The following is a 16,304-nucleotide window of genomic DNA, read 5'->3' as shown; positions in this document are numbered from 1 at the left end:
ATGAATTACGCATATCCAATGGATGAGACGTGGTCGACGCAGGAAATTATTGATGTAGTGAACTTTTTCTCTTTAATTGAACAGGCATACGAGAAAAAAGTCAGACGTACAGACCTCCTTCATCTATATCGTCGTTTTAAGGAAATTGTTCCTTCGAAAAGCAGAGAAAAGCAATTGTTTGAGGAATTTAAACGGTCTTCCGGATATTCCAGCTACCATGTTGTGAAAAAAGCAAGGGAGTCGGAAGAAGCATTGATAACCATGGCATAAAAATAGCCCCTAAAATTTAGGGGCTATTTTTATGCATCTCTGCTGTCTATTGCTAATTGATAAAGAGGAAGCAGCTGTTCATATGTTTTTGTTATGGTGGTGAACAGCTCCTTATCGTTTTGTAAAATAGGATCATCATAAGAAAGATGCTTACCAATTAAGAACTCGGCTTTTTTTACATCCCGGAAACGTTCTAAATCCTTTTGAGATAACTCTTCTAACGAAATAGAATCTTTTTTTGTATGGTCCAGTGAGACAACAAATGATTTTGGAAGACTTTTTATTTCAGTAAAGCTGTCTAAATAGTTCTGTGCAATTTTTTGCTTGTTTGGTAATTCATAGATAAGTGCAAGCCAAATAAATAAATGATCATCAAATAATCCAACCTGAAAATGAGGATGTTTTTTATAGCCTCTCTTGTTATCAGCAATGGCTAACCAGGTATCTTTCGGCGGATTGACAGTTCTCCGTGCATGCTTTGCAATATGTAAATATAGCTCTTGACCAGTCTTTTCTGATAAATATGATACGAGCTCTTCACCTATCGCCTGAAATTTTGGCTGTATTCTATTTTGGATAGCTTCCATACGCTCGTCTAAGCCATCGATTAAAAATGTTTGGAAATCTTTTTTATTAAAATGATGTAATTTCACAAATGACACCCTTTCTTTAATGTTGCATACCTTTTTTGATATAGATTATTATTCTTTATCTGTAGAAAGAAGTCAAGCCGGACCAGAAGCAGGTTTTAATTCATCAAATAGAGGGAATAGACAGATAACAATAAATTGTTTTTATTATTTTAGGTGAACAATTTATTCTGTAAATCATAATATATAGCACATACATGAAACGAAAGTAATCAATATGTTTTCACGTTAAGGAGTGATAGGATGAAATATGTTATGGAAGCTCTCCGGCGAAAAGAAGCAGAAGAACGTCTCCCTGTCATCAAATTAGAGATTGATTATGAATTGGCAACATTGTACGAGGCTATGCAGGGTGAGGATACTGTACAAATAATTAAATCCAAAGAGAGATTAAAGCAGCTTAGTGAACAATGGATGGCTCTGATGGATTAATATGAGATTAGCTTACCCTAATATAGTGCAGCTTTCTATATAAGAAAGAGGCGTATTAGGGTTATTTGTTGATAAAAACTCTGACTAAAAAGTTTAGGATTGGTCTAATGGACAGGAGTTTGATAAAATAAGCTTACTTGAAGTTTTTGGAGGCGATGTATAATGAATCAGCAGCAAAGACAAGAAATTTATGAGACAGCAAAGAATTGGATATATGAAGCAGGAAATTTAATTCGTGAACATATGGATGAGCCGCTGGGTATCGAAACAAAATCAAATCCGAATGATTTAGTAACTGTTCTCGATAAACAGACGGAAAAGTTTTTTGTAGACCGTATTCATCAATATTATCCAGAACATCATATTATCGGTGAAGAAGGATATGGAGATACATTATCTGAAGTTGATGGAACAATTTGGATTATCGATCCGATTGACGGAACAATGAATTTTGTCCATCAAAAGAGAACTTTCGCCATATCTATTGGTATTTTACATAATGGCGTGGGTGAAATTGGTTTTATTTATGATGTTATGGGTGATGTATTATATCATGTTAAACGTGGAGAAGGAGCTTTTAAAAATAATACAAAATTAGCGCCGCTGGACAAGGAGAAAAAGCTGGAAGAAGCTATTGTCGGTATGAACCATTTTTGGTTATGCGAGAATAAACTGGTAGATTATCCAGTGATGCAAAAATTTGTGCGCAAGGTGAGAGGAACACGTTCACACGGTTCGGCGTCATTAGAATTGGCGTATATTGCTGAAGGAGTTCAAGATGCTTATCTTGCTTTAAGTCTTTCACCGTGGGATGTAGCTGCAGGAATTATATTAAATGAAGAAGTAGGCGGTATTGCAGGAGATATTGACGGAAATCCTTGGAATCCTTTGGAAAGATCATCTTCTTTAGTTGCAAATCCGGCAATTCATCAATCTATCGTAGAATTCATAAAGGAAGGAAGGAAATAATTATCCCTTCCTTTTTTTCTTGTAAGACATTGCAAATCCGAATGTAGAAAATGCCAATATAATACATAAAATGATAGCCCAAACACTTCGGAAAGCAATAGCCAGCCCAACTAAAATAAATAGCAGAACTACTAGAAATGCTAATAACAGCATTGGAATGTCTAATTTTTTCATTTTTCAACCGCCTTTATTATCTGTCCACAGAATAGTATAAAGGATAGCGCGGAGAACTTCAAAAAACAGACATATAATTTTATATTTTTCTCTAGTCATATGGAAGCACTTTTAGTATGATAAAGGGAGTGTAAAGATAAGGTGGCGTTTGAATAATGGTATTAGAGTATATCCTTAAAATGAATGGAACAGAGCATATCTTTTGGATTTTTTATGTAATTAATTTAATTCTTTCAGCAATAGCTTATCAATTGGGCTTTGCTAAGAAGCTCCCGGTCTTAAAAAATATGATTGTATACATATTATTGATGATTGGTACATTCGTTGTAACAATCTTCTCAACAGTAATGAGAATGCCTACCGTGGAGTGTTTAGTTATTATAATATTTGTACTGGGAATTTATCGATTTCGATTGCATCGAGAAAGAAAAAATCGGGAAGATGTACAGGAAAGCAGCTCGTAACGTACACAGATTACAGCAAGAATTTCTGGCATATTGTATACGCAATAATAAAAGCAGAGTATCCATTTTGGGATCTCTGCTTTTTTAGCTGATAAAAAAATTTACGACGGGTTATAAGTAGTCATCTACTTTCTTTGTTTCCTGGTAGAAACGAAACTTACCTGTATCCAGCCTTTTTTTTGTATTCTCTTCAATGCGTTTATAGCATGGAGTGCATAAATGAATATTTTTTCTGCGGTTACGTAATCTTTTTGCATGTGGCGAATCATTTTCTATTTCTTCTACTTTATCACATATGGTGCATTTAACCTGCATTTTTTCACCCCAATTCGACAAAAATAGTAAAACGATATCTTTTATTAGTATAGCATAATTTTAAAACCAATTTAAATAATCAAAGTTTGAAAAGGTGAAAAGTGGGAATCATATAATTAAAGTAAATGCCTGAATCTTGAAAGGGTGATTATATGAAAAAAAGATATGTTGTATCAGCGTTAGGAGCAGTCGGAGCAGGAGTTGCCGGGGTATTATTGTCAGATAGAAAAAAACGGAAAAAATTAAAATCAGTTTCAGGTACGCTGAGAGTTTTTGAAAATGCGGGAAAACCTGATGAGTCTTCAGATGAAGAATTAGATCAGCTGGAAAATGCTAAAATGGTTTCAGAAGGATCACAATTTGGAGTGCAGTATTACAACGAAAAAAAGGATAAAATGTATCAGCTGTCCAAGGAAGATGAATAATATAAATAGCCTGCCTGCTAATTTGCTTAAACTATCAGCATTCAGCAGGCAGGCTTAATTATTACATAAAGTACGTGTTGCAAAAATGTTTCTCTGCAGAAGCTTTAAAATAATATATAAGGAAAACTATAATTTAGTGTATATGAATTTCCTTAATGTGTTTAATCGGATTATCCTGATTAGAGCCATCTTTATAATAAAAGTGTACAGGACCATCTTCACGCAGGGGCTTACCTTTTTGAGAGAAAAGTAAGTAGCCGTTTTTTGCATCTTCTAATGATATTTTTTCATTTTTTCCATTGTTTTTAATGAATTCGGCTTCTTTAGCATTAGCCTTAGGTTCAGCATTATTAAGAAAGTCATGTAATGGGATCACATAACTGTTCTTTAAGTATTCTTCTCCCTCCATTTTAGAGATGCTTCTGTTAACGGGAGGTTTCTGAAAAATGGATTCACTGTCTTTGTTTACTTCTCTTTCTATAAAAGCTTTTTCCAGTTCAATTTTTCTATCATCAAAAATCCATACAGTAGGATCAAGTGTGATAGGGTACCCGACATTTCCTTTAATCATTACAATCATGTTATCTTATCCCCCTAAATTAATTACAATATGTACAGTGATGTGAGAAAGCTTCATGCGGGAGAACGGATGAAGAATAAACCCGCTCTTCATCAAAAGTACAGTGCATATTCTTTCTGTTTATAACAATAGCAAAGATTGGAGTTACTTTCATCTATTTTAGATTGGATAAAAGAGGATGTTCAAAAAATCCAGTAAAAATGACGCGGTGATAAGAGAATTTTTTACTAAAAACACCTGCAATGCGGGTAACGCATAAGCCGCCACAACACGTGCAAAGTGCGCTGATGAGCTTTTTGATGGGGTGAGCAATTGCTCCCCGGGACGACGTTTTCCTGATCGACTGGTCCTTTTCATTGTACTTTTTGAATACGTACTAATAGGATATAAACAGAGTAATTTTAATAATATACTTAAATTAGATTTGCATTTTTGCGCTTGTAGCGATAATATTATATCAAGAATGATAAATGCGGAGGGGATTATATTGATGCCTGATGTAACGATTAATCACCGTGAAAAAGCCCACGCTCTTTTAAAAGCTGATGCTGAAAAGATACTTCGTTTAATCGAGGTTCAGATAGAAAATTTAACAATGCCACAATGTCCTGTATATGAGGACGTACTGGATACACAGATGTTTGGCTTATCTAGAGAGATTGATTTTGCCGTTCGCCTAGAATTAATTACAGAAGAAGAGGGACGAAATCTATTAGGAAATCTGGAGAAAAAGCTTAATATACTACATGAGGCCTCACAAAGCACATTGTGATTATAACTGCCTGTAACTGTGACAGTACTAAAATAAAACTTTGCCAATTGAAAGAGCGGCAAGGTTTTTTTATAGTATAACAGGAGGCAGCGCAGAACATAAGGACAGCTTAAAGCGTATTCAAAAAAAGCATTACAAATAAAGACATCTGTAACAAAAGTTAGCCCAAGAAGAGATTTGAAGCTTATAATCTAAAGTTTTGAAGCTCTTTTTAAATCTTTTAGAGCTCGCTATTGTTTAAAATATGTTAAAAAATGTATACTGGCAAAAGAGAGATAAATAATAACAGCTCTATAGATATTATGATATACTGTTAAAAATCTCTTAATCTTACATAATGACTGGGAGAAAAATATAATGTTAAAAAATTGGAAACACTTCGATTTCACATTGATGATTGCGCCAATTCTATTAGCTGGTTTTGGAGTAGTAATGGTATATAGTGCAAGTATGGTAGTAGCTGTTGTAGATGGTTTTAACAGCAATTATTATCTTATAAGACAGTCAATATTCTTTATTGTTGCGCTTATCGGTTTTGCCATCATATCTTTCCTGCCTTACCAGACTTACCAGCGATTGATGAAGCTAATCATTATAGCTTGTATTGTATTACTGGTAGCTGTTCTTTTCTTTGGAGATACAGTAAATAATGCAAGATCTTGGTTTCGTTTTGGCCCATTCAGCTTACAGCCTGCTGAAGTTGCCAAGCTCGGCTTAATTATTTATTTGGCTGCTATATATTCTAAAAAGCAGGCATACTTAGACCAATTTAGTAAAGGTGTATTGCCTCCGCTAATAATCACTGCATTGGTCCTTGGATTGATTGTAGGGCAGCCTGATATCGGAACAGCATCCATCATTTTTCTAATGGCGTGTTCCGTGATTTTTGCTTCTGGTATTAAATGGAGGCATCTGTTTCTTCTGGTTTTTGCTGGACTGGTCTTACTGGCGTTTGCAATTCCGAATATGGTAACAGAGGAAAGATTATCCCGTTTTACAGGAGCCTACCAGCCATTTAATTCTCCGGATTTAAACGGTTATCAATTAATTCAATCGTATGTTGCAATTGGTAATGGAGGATTAACAGGAGAAGGGCTAGGCCAGAGTATTCAAAAACTTGGCTTTCTGGTAGAAGGTCATACAGATTTTATTATGGCCATTATTGCAGAGGAGCTTGGTTTTGTAGGTGTGGCCATCGTTTTAGGTCTATTGGCAACAATTGTTTTTAGAGGACTATATATTTCAAGAAAGTGCCAGGATAGTTTTGGATCCTTGCTTGCACTTGGAATTGCATCAATGGTAGGAATTCAAACCTTTATTAATTTAGGTGCCATTAGCGGGGTTCTGCCAATTACTGGTGTTCCCTTACCATTTATTAGCTATGGAGGATCTTCATTATTGTTCATGATGATAGCCATGGGAATTCTTAACAATATAGCTATGCAGGTTAATAAGAAAGAAATTGAAAAGGAAGAGCTGGCACCCAAATCTGGCTTATTTCAAAGAAAATCTATTAATTCATACAGAGGTGGTAAAGCATGACAGACTTAAAGCAGATTAATAAAGTATTAGTTGCAAACAGAGGAGAAATTGCTATACGTGTATTTCGCGCCTGTACGGAGTTAAATGTCCGTACAGTCGCTGTTTACTCCAGCGAAGATTCTGCTTCGTTTCACCGGTTTAAAGCGGATGAAGCATATTTAATCGGTGAAGGGAAGAAGCCAATCGATGCTTACTTGGATATTGAAGGAATTATAGCTTTAGCAAAGGAAGTAAATGTGGATGCTATCCATCCAGGTTATGGATTTCTTTCTGAAAACATTGAATTTGCAAAACGTTGTGAAGAAGAGGGCATTATTTTTATTGGTCCTAACAGCCAACATTTAAATATGTTCGGAGATAAAGTAAAAGCGAGAGAACAAGCTCTGGCTGCCAAATTGCCGATTATTCCGGGAAGTGATGGTCCGGTTGAATCTTTAGAAGAGGTAAAAGCTTTTGGAGACGAGCATGGATACCCAATTATTATTAAGGCATCGCTTGGCGGTGGTGGAAGAGGAATGCGTGTTGTTCAGGATGTAAATGAAGTGGAAAATGCATATGACCGCGCAAAATCAGAAGCAAAGGCTGCCTTTGGCAATGATGAAATTTATGTTGAAAAATTAATTGAGAACCCAAAGCATATTGAGGTACAGATTATTGGTGATAAGCAAGGGAATATTGTTCATTTATATGAAAGAGACTGTTCCGTACAGCGGCGTCATCAAAAATTAATTGAGGTTGCCCCGAGCCTGTCGCTAAATGATGATTTAAGAGAAGCGATTTGTCAGGCAGCTGTAGACTTGATGGAAAATGTTGACTACATTAATGCAGGTACAGTTGAGTTTCTTGTAACTGATAATGATTTTTACTTTATCGAGGTGAATCCACGTGTTCAAGTGGAGCACACAATCACTGAAATGATTACTGGTGTTGATATTGTTCAAACACAGATAAAAATTGCTGATGGTTTTGGATTGCACGATAAAGAGGTCGGCATACCGGAACAAAGCAAAATTACAACGCAAGGATACGCTATTCAATCCCGTGTAACTTCTGAGGATCCGTTGAATGATTTCATGCCTGATACAGGAAAAATCAATGCATACCGCAGTGGGGGCGGATTTGGTGTCCGTCTGGATGCCGGAAATGCATATCAGGGAGCAATTATTTCACCTCACTATGATTCATTATTAGTTAAAGTTTCTACCTGGGCTCTTGACTTTGAACAGGCAACAATTAAAATGGTACGTAACTTAAAGGAATTCCGTATCAGAGGAATTAAGACAAATATTCCATTCCTTGAAAATGTTATGCTTCACGAGCAATTTTTATCAGGGGAATATGATACGACTTTTGTTGATAAAACACCAGAATTATTTATATTCCCGGTACGGCGTGACCGCGGAACCAAAATGCTGACGTATATCGCAAATACGACTTTAAATGGTGTGGATGGTGCTGAAAAACAAGAAAAGCCGGATTTTGATAAATTGTTTATTCCTAACACTGAAAATATAGAGATACAGCCGGGGACGAAACAAATTTTAGATGAACGCGGTCCTGAAGGGCTTGCAAAATGGCTGAAAGAACAGAAACAGGTATTATTAACAGATACGACATTTCGTGATGCACATCAATCATTATTAGCTACACGTGTACGTACAAATGACTTAATTCACATTGCAGAGCCGACAGCAAAATTACTTCCAAACCTATTTTCTGTAGAAATGTGGGGCGGGGCAACGTATGATGTGGCATACCGTTTCTTAAAAGAAGACCCTTGGGAAAGGTTGCTGCAGCTGAGAAAACGCATGCCGAATGTATTATTCCAAATGCTGCTGCGTGCAAGCAATGCGGTTGGATATAAGAACTATCCTGATAATGTTATTGAATTATTCGTGAAAAAGAGCGCTGAAGCTGGTATAGATGTATTCCGAATATTTGACAGCTTAAACTGGGTAGAAGGCATGCAGGTAGCAATTGATAATGTGCGTAAAACAGATAAAATTGCGGAAGCTGCTATTTGCTATACTGGTGATATTTTAGATACAGGCAGAAAGAAATATGATATTGATTATTATAAAAATATGGCAAAAGAATTAGAAACTGCAGGTGCCCATATTCTGGGAATTAAAGATATGGCAGGATTACTGAAGCCGGAAGCAGCGTATCAGCTGATCAGCACTCTAAAAGAAACAGTGGATATTCCAATTCATCTGCATACACATGACACAAGCGGAAACGGTGTTTATGCATATTCAAGAGCAATTGAAGCAGGTGTGGATGCAGTAGATGTTTCTGTTGGTTCCATGTCTGGAATGACATCACAGCCAAGTGCGCAGTCACTATATTATGCATTAGATGGAACGGAATACCAGCCGGAGCTGAATATCGAGAAATATGAGGAAATTGGACAGTACTGGGAAGGTGTCCGGGAGTACTATAAAGATTTTGAAAGTGGTATGAAGGCTCCGCATACCGAAATTTATCACCATGAGATGCCGGGTGGACAATATAGTAACCTGCAGCAGCAGGCAAAGGCTGTCGGACTTGGTGATCGCTGGAATGAAGTAAAAGATATGTTCCGTAAAGTGAATGATATGTTTGGAGATATTGTAAAAGTTACTCCATCTTCTAAAGTAGTGGGGGATATGGCACTGTTTATGGTGCAAAACGATTTAGATGAGGAAACAATTTATGAAAAAGGTGCATCCATTGACTTCCCTGATTCTGTAATCGAATTTGCGCAAGGGTACATTGGACAACCATATCAAGGCTTCCCGGAAAAACTGCAAAAACTGATTTTGAAAGATAGAGAGCCTATTATGGTCAGACCTGGTGAGTTGTTAGAGGATGTAGATTTTAAAGAGATGCGTGATGCGCTGTATAATGAATTGAATCGTCCGGTTAACAGCCATGATTTAATTTCTAATGCACTTTATCCGAAAGTATTCAAAGATTACCAAGATTTCTTGAACACCTATGGTGATATGTCTGTATTAGATACGCCGACTTTCTTTTATGGAATGAAACTTGGTGAAGTGATTGAAGTAGAAATTGAAAAAGGTAAAACATTGATTGTTAAATTAGTTACTATTTCTGAACCAAAAGAAGACGGTACACGTGTTGTTTATTTTGAATTAAATGGTCAATCCAGAGAGATCACGATTCGTGATAATAATATAGAGTCTGCTATTCTAGCGAACCCGAAAGCAGATAAATCAAATCCAAATCATGTAGGGGCAACAATGCCGGGAACGGTTCTTGAAATTCATTGCGCAAAAGGAGATACTGTTAAAAAAGGACAGCATCTAATGACAAATGAAGCAATGAAGATGGAAACCTCTGTACAGGCGCCGCTAGATGGTGTGATTAAAGAAATTCATGTCCAGGCAGGAGACTCTATTGCAGTAAATGATTTATTAATCGAATTTGAATAAGCAAAATAAACACCCCTGGCAGGCTTGCCAGGGGTGTTGTAATGTTATAGGAGTGATTATATGACGAATAGAATACAGTAATTTTAGAATGTTTTCTACACAACAAAAAGTATATTCCAGATAAAGCAATCGCATCGCCTGGGTTTTAAATAATTAATAGAACAAATACGCAACTATAGGATAAAAACGAAAGGACCCTGTTTAACAGTAGTTCCTTTCGTTTTACAGTTAAGCCATATGTTAAATTCTATTCTTTTTCTTTTCTGCTGCTTCGGAATGACAAATGTATAAAGTAACTTAGCATTCCAAAATAACATGTGATAAACAAGGCATGCATTAATGCGATAAACAGATTAAGCTGCGTGAAGACTACAAGTGCTCCAAATATAACCTGAAGTGCAATCAGTGCCGGCGTTATAATCCAGCCCCACCGCATAACATTATTGTCACCATACTTCTTTATCATGCGGAGCGCTAAGAAGATGGTCCACAAAAATAAAATTCCAGCTGCAAAACGGTGTCCCATCTGTACCCATTGATTAAATGTATAGCTTCCAATAGAAAAGGGCACAGAGTTGAAGCAAAACGGCCAGTCCGAACAAACCAGATTTGATTCTGTATGTCGTACCAATGCACCGCTGTAAACTACACACATGGTGTAAATAGAAATTGCATAGATTTCAATCCGGTGGGGCTTTTTAATATGGATATCTTCTGTATGTAACTTTTTATCAATTTCAAAGAATAATAACATAAGTAAAAAAACGGAAGAGAAACAAATTAAAGATATCCCAAAATGTGTAGCTAATACAAAGTCAGATTGTCCCCACACAACTGCAGCTGCGCCAACAAGCGCCTGTACAATAATAAAAAATAAAGCAGACAAACTCAAGAAAATGACTTCTTTATGATTTCTATATGCTTTCCAGGATAGTATTGCAAGTAAAAGTACTAATATACCAACTGCGCCACTGACCATTCGATGACTTAACTCGATTATCATTTCAAAATGCAGGTTGGCAGGAAGAAATTCTCCTTCACAAAGCGGCCAGCTGTCTCCGCATCCATCTGCTGAACCTGTTTTTGTAACAAGTGCTCCTCCGAGAAGAAGAGGAAGCATTCCTATGGTCGTTATCACAGATAGTATTTTTAGTTTTTTCAACATATCTATGTAACCTCACTTCTATGTAAAAATATACAGTATCTCCAGTTTACCAAAAATACTGGGGGAAACGCTTTCCAATTTTGAACAAAATATAACAACCTCTAAAACTATCCATGTTATGAAGGCAGTTTTCAGCCTGCAGAGAGTATAATAAACGAACCCTTGTTAATACTATCATGTTTTCTGAAAGTTTTCATCAGCAAATAAAAAAAGCTTGCATAATTCAGTTATGTTTGCTAGAAATATAGTATGGATGGGTATGCAGAAGAACAGTTAAAGTTCTAAAAAAATAGAAAATATACATAATTTGTTTTCTTTATCTACTTTCCGATCTCCTTATTAGCTGGATGTTCAAATTGTTGTAATATAATATTCAAAGTTCATTAGATTGTCAAAGAAATCCATGCTATAATTAGATAGGAAACGGAGTACATAGAATCAAACGCGTGTATTCTGTTTATTATTATGTCTTCCTACTGGTGCGAAGGGGGGAAATTATGGATAAAGTAGATATGACTTATTCGGAATTAATCGGTAACACGACTATTTCAAACAAACAAAAAGTAACTGTTTTTCTGTCAGAAGTGAAGGCGCTTATAAAAATCGGAATTGTAAATTCAAATTTAATTACAGCAATAACAGGTTTTTTAGTGGCCATCGCTTTAACAAACTCCTCCTTTAGTGATTATTGGGGAGCCTTTCTTCTGATGATAATCGGAAGTGCATTCGTTATTGCCGGCGGATGTATTATTAATAATTGGTATGATGTAGATATTGATCCTAAGATGTCTAGAACGAAGAAAAGACCTACTGTAACTGGATTCTTTTCATTGCGGGCAGTGCTTACAACAGGAATTATTATAAGTTTCCTTGGATTTGCAGTATTAATGTTTACTACCTGGTATGCAGCATTATTTGCTTTTATTGGCTGGATTGGCTATGTAGTCTTATATACCATGTGGTCAAAGAGAAGGTATACTTTAAACACAGCTATTGGAAGCTTATCCGGTGCAATGCCTCCTCTAATTGGATGGGCAGCAGTTGACCCTTCTTTTCATGTGGTTCCATTTGTAATGTTTCTTATTATGTTTATATGGCAAACACCACATTTTCTTGCATTAGCAATGAAAAAGAAAGAAGAATATCAGGCGGCTGGTGTACCAATGTTACCAGTAGTAAGAGGTATGGAAATAACTAAAAGACAAATTGCTGTTTATATTGCCTGTCTTTTACCATTGCCGTTTTTCTTAATGCCTGCATTAGGGTTGACATTTACCATTGTGGCAACAATATTAAATATTGCTTGGCTAGTGATAGGTTTTATGGGGTTATTTACGGAAAAAGATGTGAAATGGGCTAATCTAGTATTTATATTTTCTTTGAATTATTTAACCATTTTATTTCCGTTAATGATTATCGTCACACTGCCGATATTTAATTAATGATTTGTTATTCCTTAAAAATTAAAATATAAAAAGGAAAGAACAAGAAGAAAGAGAGGTATTCTTACATGAGAGGTTGGATGGGAAAAACCAAAGTATTTTTCGTATTCACGCTACTTGCATTATTTCTTGCCGGCTGCGGAATCGAAAATCTGACTGCACTTGAACCTAAAGGGTATGGGGCAGAGAAATCCATGGATCTGATTATTCTGACCACATTAATCATGACAGGCGTGTTCGTTGTGGTTATGGTGATTTATGTGATTACACTGGTCCGTTTTCGCAGGAAAAAAGGACAGGAAGATTATGTTCCTAAACAAGTGGAAGGAAATCACAAGCTGGAGGTCATATGGACAGTCATTCCAATTATTTTGGTGTTAGTTATTGCTGTGCCTACTGTTCTGGCAACATTTGATTTGGCAGATGATTCTAAGGCAGATGAACTCATCAATGTTAACGTAAAAGGAAATCAATATTGGTGGCATTTTGAGTATGCCGGAGAAGAAATCCAAACAAGTCAAGACCTGTATATCCCTACTGGTGAGCGAGTTTATTTACATATGCTCTCCTCTGACGTTATCCATTCATTCTGGGTTCCTTCAATATCGGGTAAAATGGATGTTAACGCAGAGAACGTAAATACCATGTACATCGAAGCTTATGATGAGGGGGTATACTGGGGTAAGTGTGCTGAGTTATGCGGACCTTCACATTCATTGATGGACTTTAAAGTCATTGCTGTTTCACCAGAGGAATATGATGAATGGGTTAATGACATGCAAAATGTTGATGCTGATGCAGAACCTGAAAACGCTGTAGCTCAAGAAGGGCAGGAGTTATTCGAAGCTAATAACTGTATGAACTGCCATGCGACAGATTCGGCTGCTTCTGGTATTGAAGCTGGTCCGCAGAACAATGGACCTTTTGGACCGAACCTGACTAACTTTGGAGATCGTTCCCGGGTTGCAGGTATTTTAGAACATAATAAAGAAAACCTGGTTGATTGGATTATGGATCCTGAATCTATCAAGCCGGGAAACAAAATGACAGGTCAGTATCCGGATCTTAGTCAGGATGAAGCTGAAAGTATTGCAGAATATTTATTGCAGCTGCAGCCTTCAGAAATTACACCTGAAAGTGCAGGAGATTAAAACATGAAAGACAGTTATAAAAGGGAGGTTTAAAATTTGGGTATGACTAGTGCTCAAAAAAGGGGTTTCGGGGCTACCTTATGGGATTGGCTAACGACTGTCGATCATAAAAAGATCGGTATTCTTTATCTTGCAGGGGGAGGATTCTTTTTCTTGCTGGGTGGTCTTGAAGCTGTAATTATTCGTATTCAATTAATTTCACCAGAGAATAATTTTATTAGTGCAGGTCTTTATAACGAAATGATTACCATGCATGGCACAACCATGATTTTTCTTGCAGCAATGCCAATATTATTAGGATTGATGAACTTTATTATGCCGCTGCAAATCGGAGCGCGTGATGTTGCGTTTCCATTTCTAAACTCTTTAGGATTCTGGTTATTCTTATTTGGAGGAGTTTTATTAAACCTTAGCTGGTTTACTGGTGCACCTGATGCCGGTTGGACTAACTATGCTCCATTATCAATACAATCTCCGGGTCATGGTGTTGACTTTTATATTATGGGACTGCAATTATCTGGAGCAGGAACATTAATGGGCGGTATTAACTTTATTGTTACGATTGTATTAATGCGTGCACCAGGTATGACTTATATGAGAATGCCGTTGTTTACATGGACTACATTTGTAGCTAGTATCTTAATACTATTTGCTTTCCCTGCATTGACGGTTGGATTATTCTTAATGATGTTTGACCGGATGTTTGGTTCTGCGTTTTTCGATGCTGCATTAGGTGGAAACGCCGTAATTTGGCAGCATCTATTCTGGATATTTGGACATCCGGAAGTATACATTTTGATTTTACCGGTATTTGGAGTGTTTAGTGAGGTTTTCCCTACATTTGCTAAGAAGCGTTTGTTTGGATATACAGCAATGGTATTTGCGACTTTCTTAATTGCATTCTTAGGATTTATGGTGTGGGCTCACCACATGTTTACCGTAGGTCTGGGACCAGTTGCAAACTCTATTTTTGCCGTTGCAACAATGGCAATTGCTGTGCCGACCGGAATTAAAATATTTAACTGGCTGTTCACTCTTTGGGGAGGCAGCATTAAAATCAATTCAGCAATGCTATGGTCGTTGGCTTTCATTCCGTCATTTACTATTGGAGGAATGACAGGTGTTATGCTTGCATCAGCTGTTGCTGACTACCAATATCATGACTCTTACTTTGTTATCGGACACTTTCACTATGTTATTGTTGGAGGAACAGTTTTTGGTATATTAGCTGGACTGCATTACTGGTGGCCAAAAATGTTTGGAAAATATTTGCATGAAGGACTGGGGCAGATATCTTTTTGGACATTCTTTGTTGGATTCCATTTAACATTCTTTATTCAGCATTTCTTAGGTTTAATGGGTATGCCGCGTCGTTACTGGGTATTCTTGGAAAATCAAGGGTTGGATACAGGTAACTTAATTAGTTCCATTGGTGCTTTCTTTATGTCATTTGGTGTTATTGTATTTTTGATTAATATAATCTACACAACCATCAAAGGTAAAAAAGCCCCTCGCGATGCTTGGGGAAGCGGGCGTACACTTGAATGGACAATTTCATCACCGCCGGTCCATTATAACTATAAACAATTGCCGTTAGTTCGTGGATTGGATCCATTATGGATTGAAAAAATGGAAGGAAATAAAAAAATGACTCCAGCAGAGCCTGTAGATGAAATTCATATGCCAAATGGATCAATTCTTCCTTTAATTATGACTATCGGGTTTACTATTGCTTCCTATGGATTTATTTATCAAACAGGAAACAAATACTGGTTAATTGCTGTATATGCAGGAATGGCAATTGCATTGATCAGTATGCTGACCCGTTCATTAAAAGATGACCACGGACATCATATCTCTAAAGAAGAACTAGAAAGGGTGGGTGATTAATATGAGTCATGATCATTCCATTGATCCAAAGAATATGCCCAAAGATCCTTCAAAAGCAACAACTGAAGGAAAACATAAATTTATGGGTTTGTGGATATTCCTTGGTGGCGAAACAGTTCTTTTTGCCTGCCTGTTTGGAACATATCTTGCTTTGAAAAATTCTAATGCAAGTGGACCAACAACACAGGATTTATACGGCCTTGGGTTAGTATTTTTAATGACTATTTTACTTTTAACAAGTTCTTTAACTAGTGTGTATGCAATTTATCACATGAAAAATAATGACTTTAAAAAGATGCAGCTGTGGATGGGGATTACGGCATTATTGGGCATTGGTTTCCTTGCCTGTGAGATTTATGAATTTGCGCATTATATTCATGATTATGGGTTTACATTCCGATCTTCAGCATTCGGGTCAGCCTTTTATGCTTTAGTCGGGTTCCATGGAGGGCACGTTGTATTTGGATTATCATGGATTATCACGTTAATGGTACGTAATGCGAAACGGGGACTGGATCTGTATAATGCACCTAAATTTAATACATTTGCGCTATATTGGCACTTTATCGATGTAGTATGGGTATTCATCTTTACAGTTGTTTATCTGATGGGGATGGTGAGTTAAT

Annotated in this window: 17 protein-coding genes; 12 read left to right on the top strand and 5 right to left on the bottom strand. The window is 36.7% G+C overall.

Features of this window, described 5'->3' with window-relative positions; translation table 11 throughout:
- Positions 1-270: a UPF0223 family protein gene (locus MKY30_RS21730; RefSeq protein ID WP_147209662.1), complete on the top strand. Its 270-nt coding sequence runs from the start codon at positions 1-3 to the stop codon at positions 268-270.
- Between the two features lie 29 nt (positions 271-299).
- Here the strand turns inward: MKY30_RS21730 and MKY30_RS21725 are convergent, their stop codons facing one another.
- The gene (locus tag MKY30_RS21725) at positions 300-923 is read right to left on the bottom strand and encodes a YktB family protein (RefSeq protein WP_147209661.1); all 624 of its coding nucleotides are present in this window, start codon (positions 921-923) and stop codon (positions 300-302) included.
- Positions 924-1,163: 240 nt separating this feature from the next.
- On the opposite strand from MKY30_RS21725, the gene MKY30_RS21720 reads away from it, so the two are divergent.
- Together MKY30_RS21720 and MKY30_RS21715 are read left to right on the top strand one after the other, a co-directional pair.
- Complete coding sequence (locus MKY30_RS21720) at positions 1,164-1,352, top strand: hypothetical protein (RefSeq protein ID WP_341085358.1); 189 nt, start codon at positions 1,164-1,166, stop codon at positions 1,350-1,352.
- 162 nt (positions 1,353-1,514) lie between these two features.
- The gene (locus MKY30_RS21715) at positions 1,515-2,321 is read left to right on the top strand and encodes an inositol monophosphatase family protein (protein WP_147209659.1); all 807 of its coding nucleotides are present in this window, start codon (positions 1,515-1,517) and stop codon (positions 2,319-2,321) included.
- Here MKY30_RS21715 and MKY30_RS21710 read toward each other — a convergent pair whose 3' ends face one another.
- Positions 2,322-2,495 (bottom strand): DUF5325 family protein, encoded by a 174-nt coding sequence (locus tag MKY30_RS21710; protein ID WP_186813573.1) that lies wholly within the window; start codon positions 2,493-2,495, stop codon positions 2,322-2,324.
- A 155-nt stretch (positions 2,496-2,650) separates the two neighbouring features.
- Here MKY30_RS21710 and MKY30_RS21705 point away from each other — a divergent pair, with 155 nt between their 5' ends.
- Positions 2,651-2,959 carry a YlaH-like family protein gene (locus tag MKY30_RS21705; protein ID WP_147209658.1) on the top strand — a complete coding sequence of 103 codons (309 nt, stop codon included), beginning with the start codon at positions 2,651-2,653 and terminating at the stop codon, positions 2,957-2,959.
- A gap of 111 nt (positions 2,960-3,070) precedes the next feature.
- Here the strand turns inward: MKY30_RS21705 and MKY30_RS21700 are convergent, their stop codons facing one another.
- Complete coding sequence (locus MKY30_RS21700; protein WP_147209657.1) at positions 3,071-3,274, bottom strand: YlaI family protein; 204 nt, start codon at positions 3,272-3,274, stop codon at positions 3,071-3,073.
- Positions 3,275-3,426: 152 nt separating this feature from the next.
- Between MKY30_RS21700 and MKY30_RS21695 the strand changes: the two genes are divergently transcribed.
- Positions 3,427-3,699 (top strand): hypothetical protein, encoded by a 273-nt coding sequence (locus MKY30_RS21695; RefSeq protein WP_339282425.1) that lies wholly within the window; start codon positions 3,427-3,429, stop codon positions 3,697-3,699.
- A 133-nt stretch (positions 3,700-3,832) separates the two neighbouring features.
- Here the strand turns inward: MKY30_RS21695 and MKY30_RS21690 are convergent, their stop codons facing one another.
- Positions 3,833-4,279: a hypothetical protein gene (locus MKY30_RS21690; RefSeq protein ID WP_341085357.1), complete on the bottom strand. Its 447-nt coding sequence runs from the start codon at positions 4,277-4,279 to the stop codon at positions 3,833-3,835.
- Positions 4,280-4,769: 490 nt separating this feature from the next.
- Between MKY30_RS21690 and MKY30_RS21685 the strand changes: the two genes are divergently transcribed.
- The 3 genes from MKY30_RS21685 (at position 4,770) to pyc (ending at position 10,030) form a co-directional block, all read left to right on the top strand.
- Positions 4,770-5,051, top strand: coding sequence for a YlaN family protein (locus MKY30_RS21685; protein ID WP_077601049.1), 282 nt, complete (start codon positions 4,770-4,772; stop codon positions 5,049-5,051).
- 357 nt (positions 5,052-5,408) lie between these two features.
- The gene (gene ftsW, locus MKY30_RS21680; protein WP_147209653.1) at positions 5,409-6,593 is read left to right on the top strand and encodes a putative lipid II flippase FtsW; all 1,185 of its coding nucleotides are present in this window, start codon (positions 5,409-5,411) and stop codon (positions 6,591-6,593) included.
- Positions 6,590-10,030, top strand: coding sequence for a pyruvate carboxylase (gene pyc, locus MKY30_RS21675; protein ID WP_341085355.1), 3,441 nt, complete (start codon positions 6,590-6,592; stop codon positions 10,028-10,030). The genes ftsW and pyc overlap by 4 nt, the downstream gene beginning before the upstream one ends.
- Before the next feature lie 247 nt (positions 10,031-10,277).
- Here pyc and MKY30_RS21670 read toward each other — a convergent pair whose 3' ends face one another.
- The gene (locus tag MKY30_RS21670) at positions 10,278-11,195 is read right to left on the bottom strand and encodes a COX15/CtaA family protein (RefSeq protein WP_147209651.1); all 918 of its coding nucleotides are present in this window, start codon (positions 11,193-11,195) and stop codon (positions 10,278-10,280) included.
- Positions 11,196-11,692: 497 nt separating this feature from the next.
- Here MKY30_RS21670 and cyoE point away from each other — a divergent pair, with 497 nt between their 5' ends.
- From cyoE to MKY30_RS21650, 4 genes are all read left to right on the top strand, one after another.
- Entirely contained in the window at positions 11,693-12,637 is a 945-nt protein-coding gene (cyoE, locus tag MKY30_RS21665; protein WP_147209650.1) for a heme o synthase, read from the top strand.
- Between the two features lie 68 nt (positions 12,638-12,705).
- Positions 12,706-13,788, top strand: coding sequence for a cytochrome c oxidase subunit II (coxB, locus tag MKY30_RS21660; protein ID WP_147209649.1), 1,083 nt, complete (start codon positions 12,706-12,708; stop codon positions 13,786-13,788).
- Between the two features lie 42 nt (positions 13,789-13,830).
- Positions 13,831-15,678, top strand: coding sequence for a cytochrome c oxidase subunit I (gene ctaD, locus MKY30_RS21655; protein ID WP_371863285.1), 1,848 nt, complete (start codon positions 13,831-13,833; stop codon positions 15,676-15,678).
- A gap of 1 nt (position 15,679) precedes the next feature.
- Positions 15,680-16,303: a cytochrome (ubi)quinol oxidase subunit III gene (locus MKY30_RS21650; protein ID WP_147209647.1), complete on the top strand. Its 624-nt coding sequence runs from the start codon at positions 15,680-15,682 to the stop codon at positions 16,301-16,303.
- Position 16,304: the final 1 nt, after the last annotated feature.

The sequence above is a fragment of the Oceanobacillus sp. FSL W8-0428 genome (assembly GCF_038004405.1).
Lineage (GTDB): Bacteria > Bacillota > Bacilli > Bacillales > Amphibacillaceae > Oceanobacillus > Oceanobacillus sojae.
The sequence above is the reverse complement of the archived record's forward strand: the minus strand, read 5'-3'. Positions and strand labels throughout refer to the sequence as shown.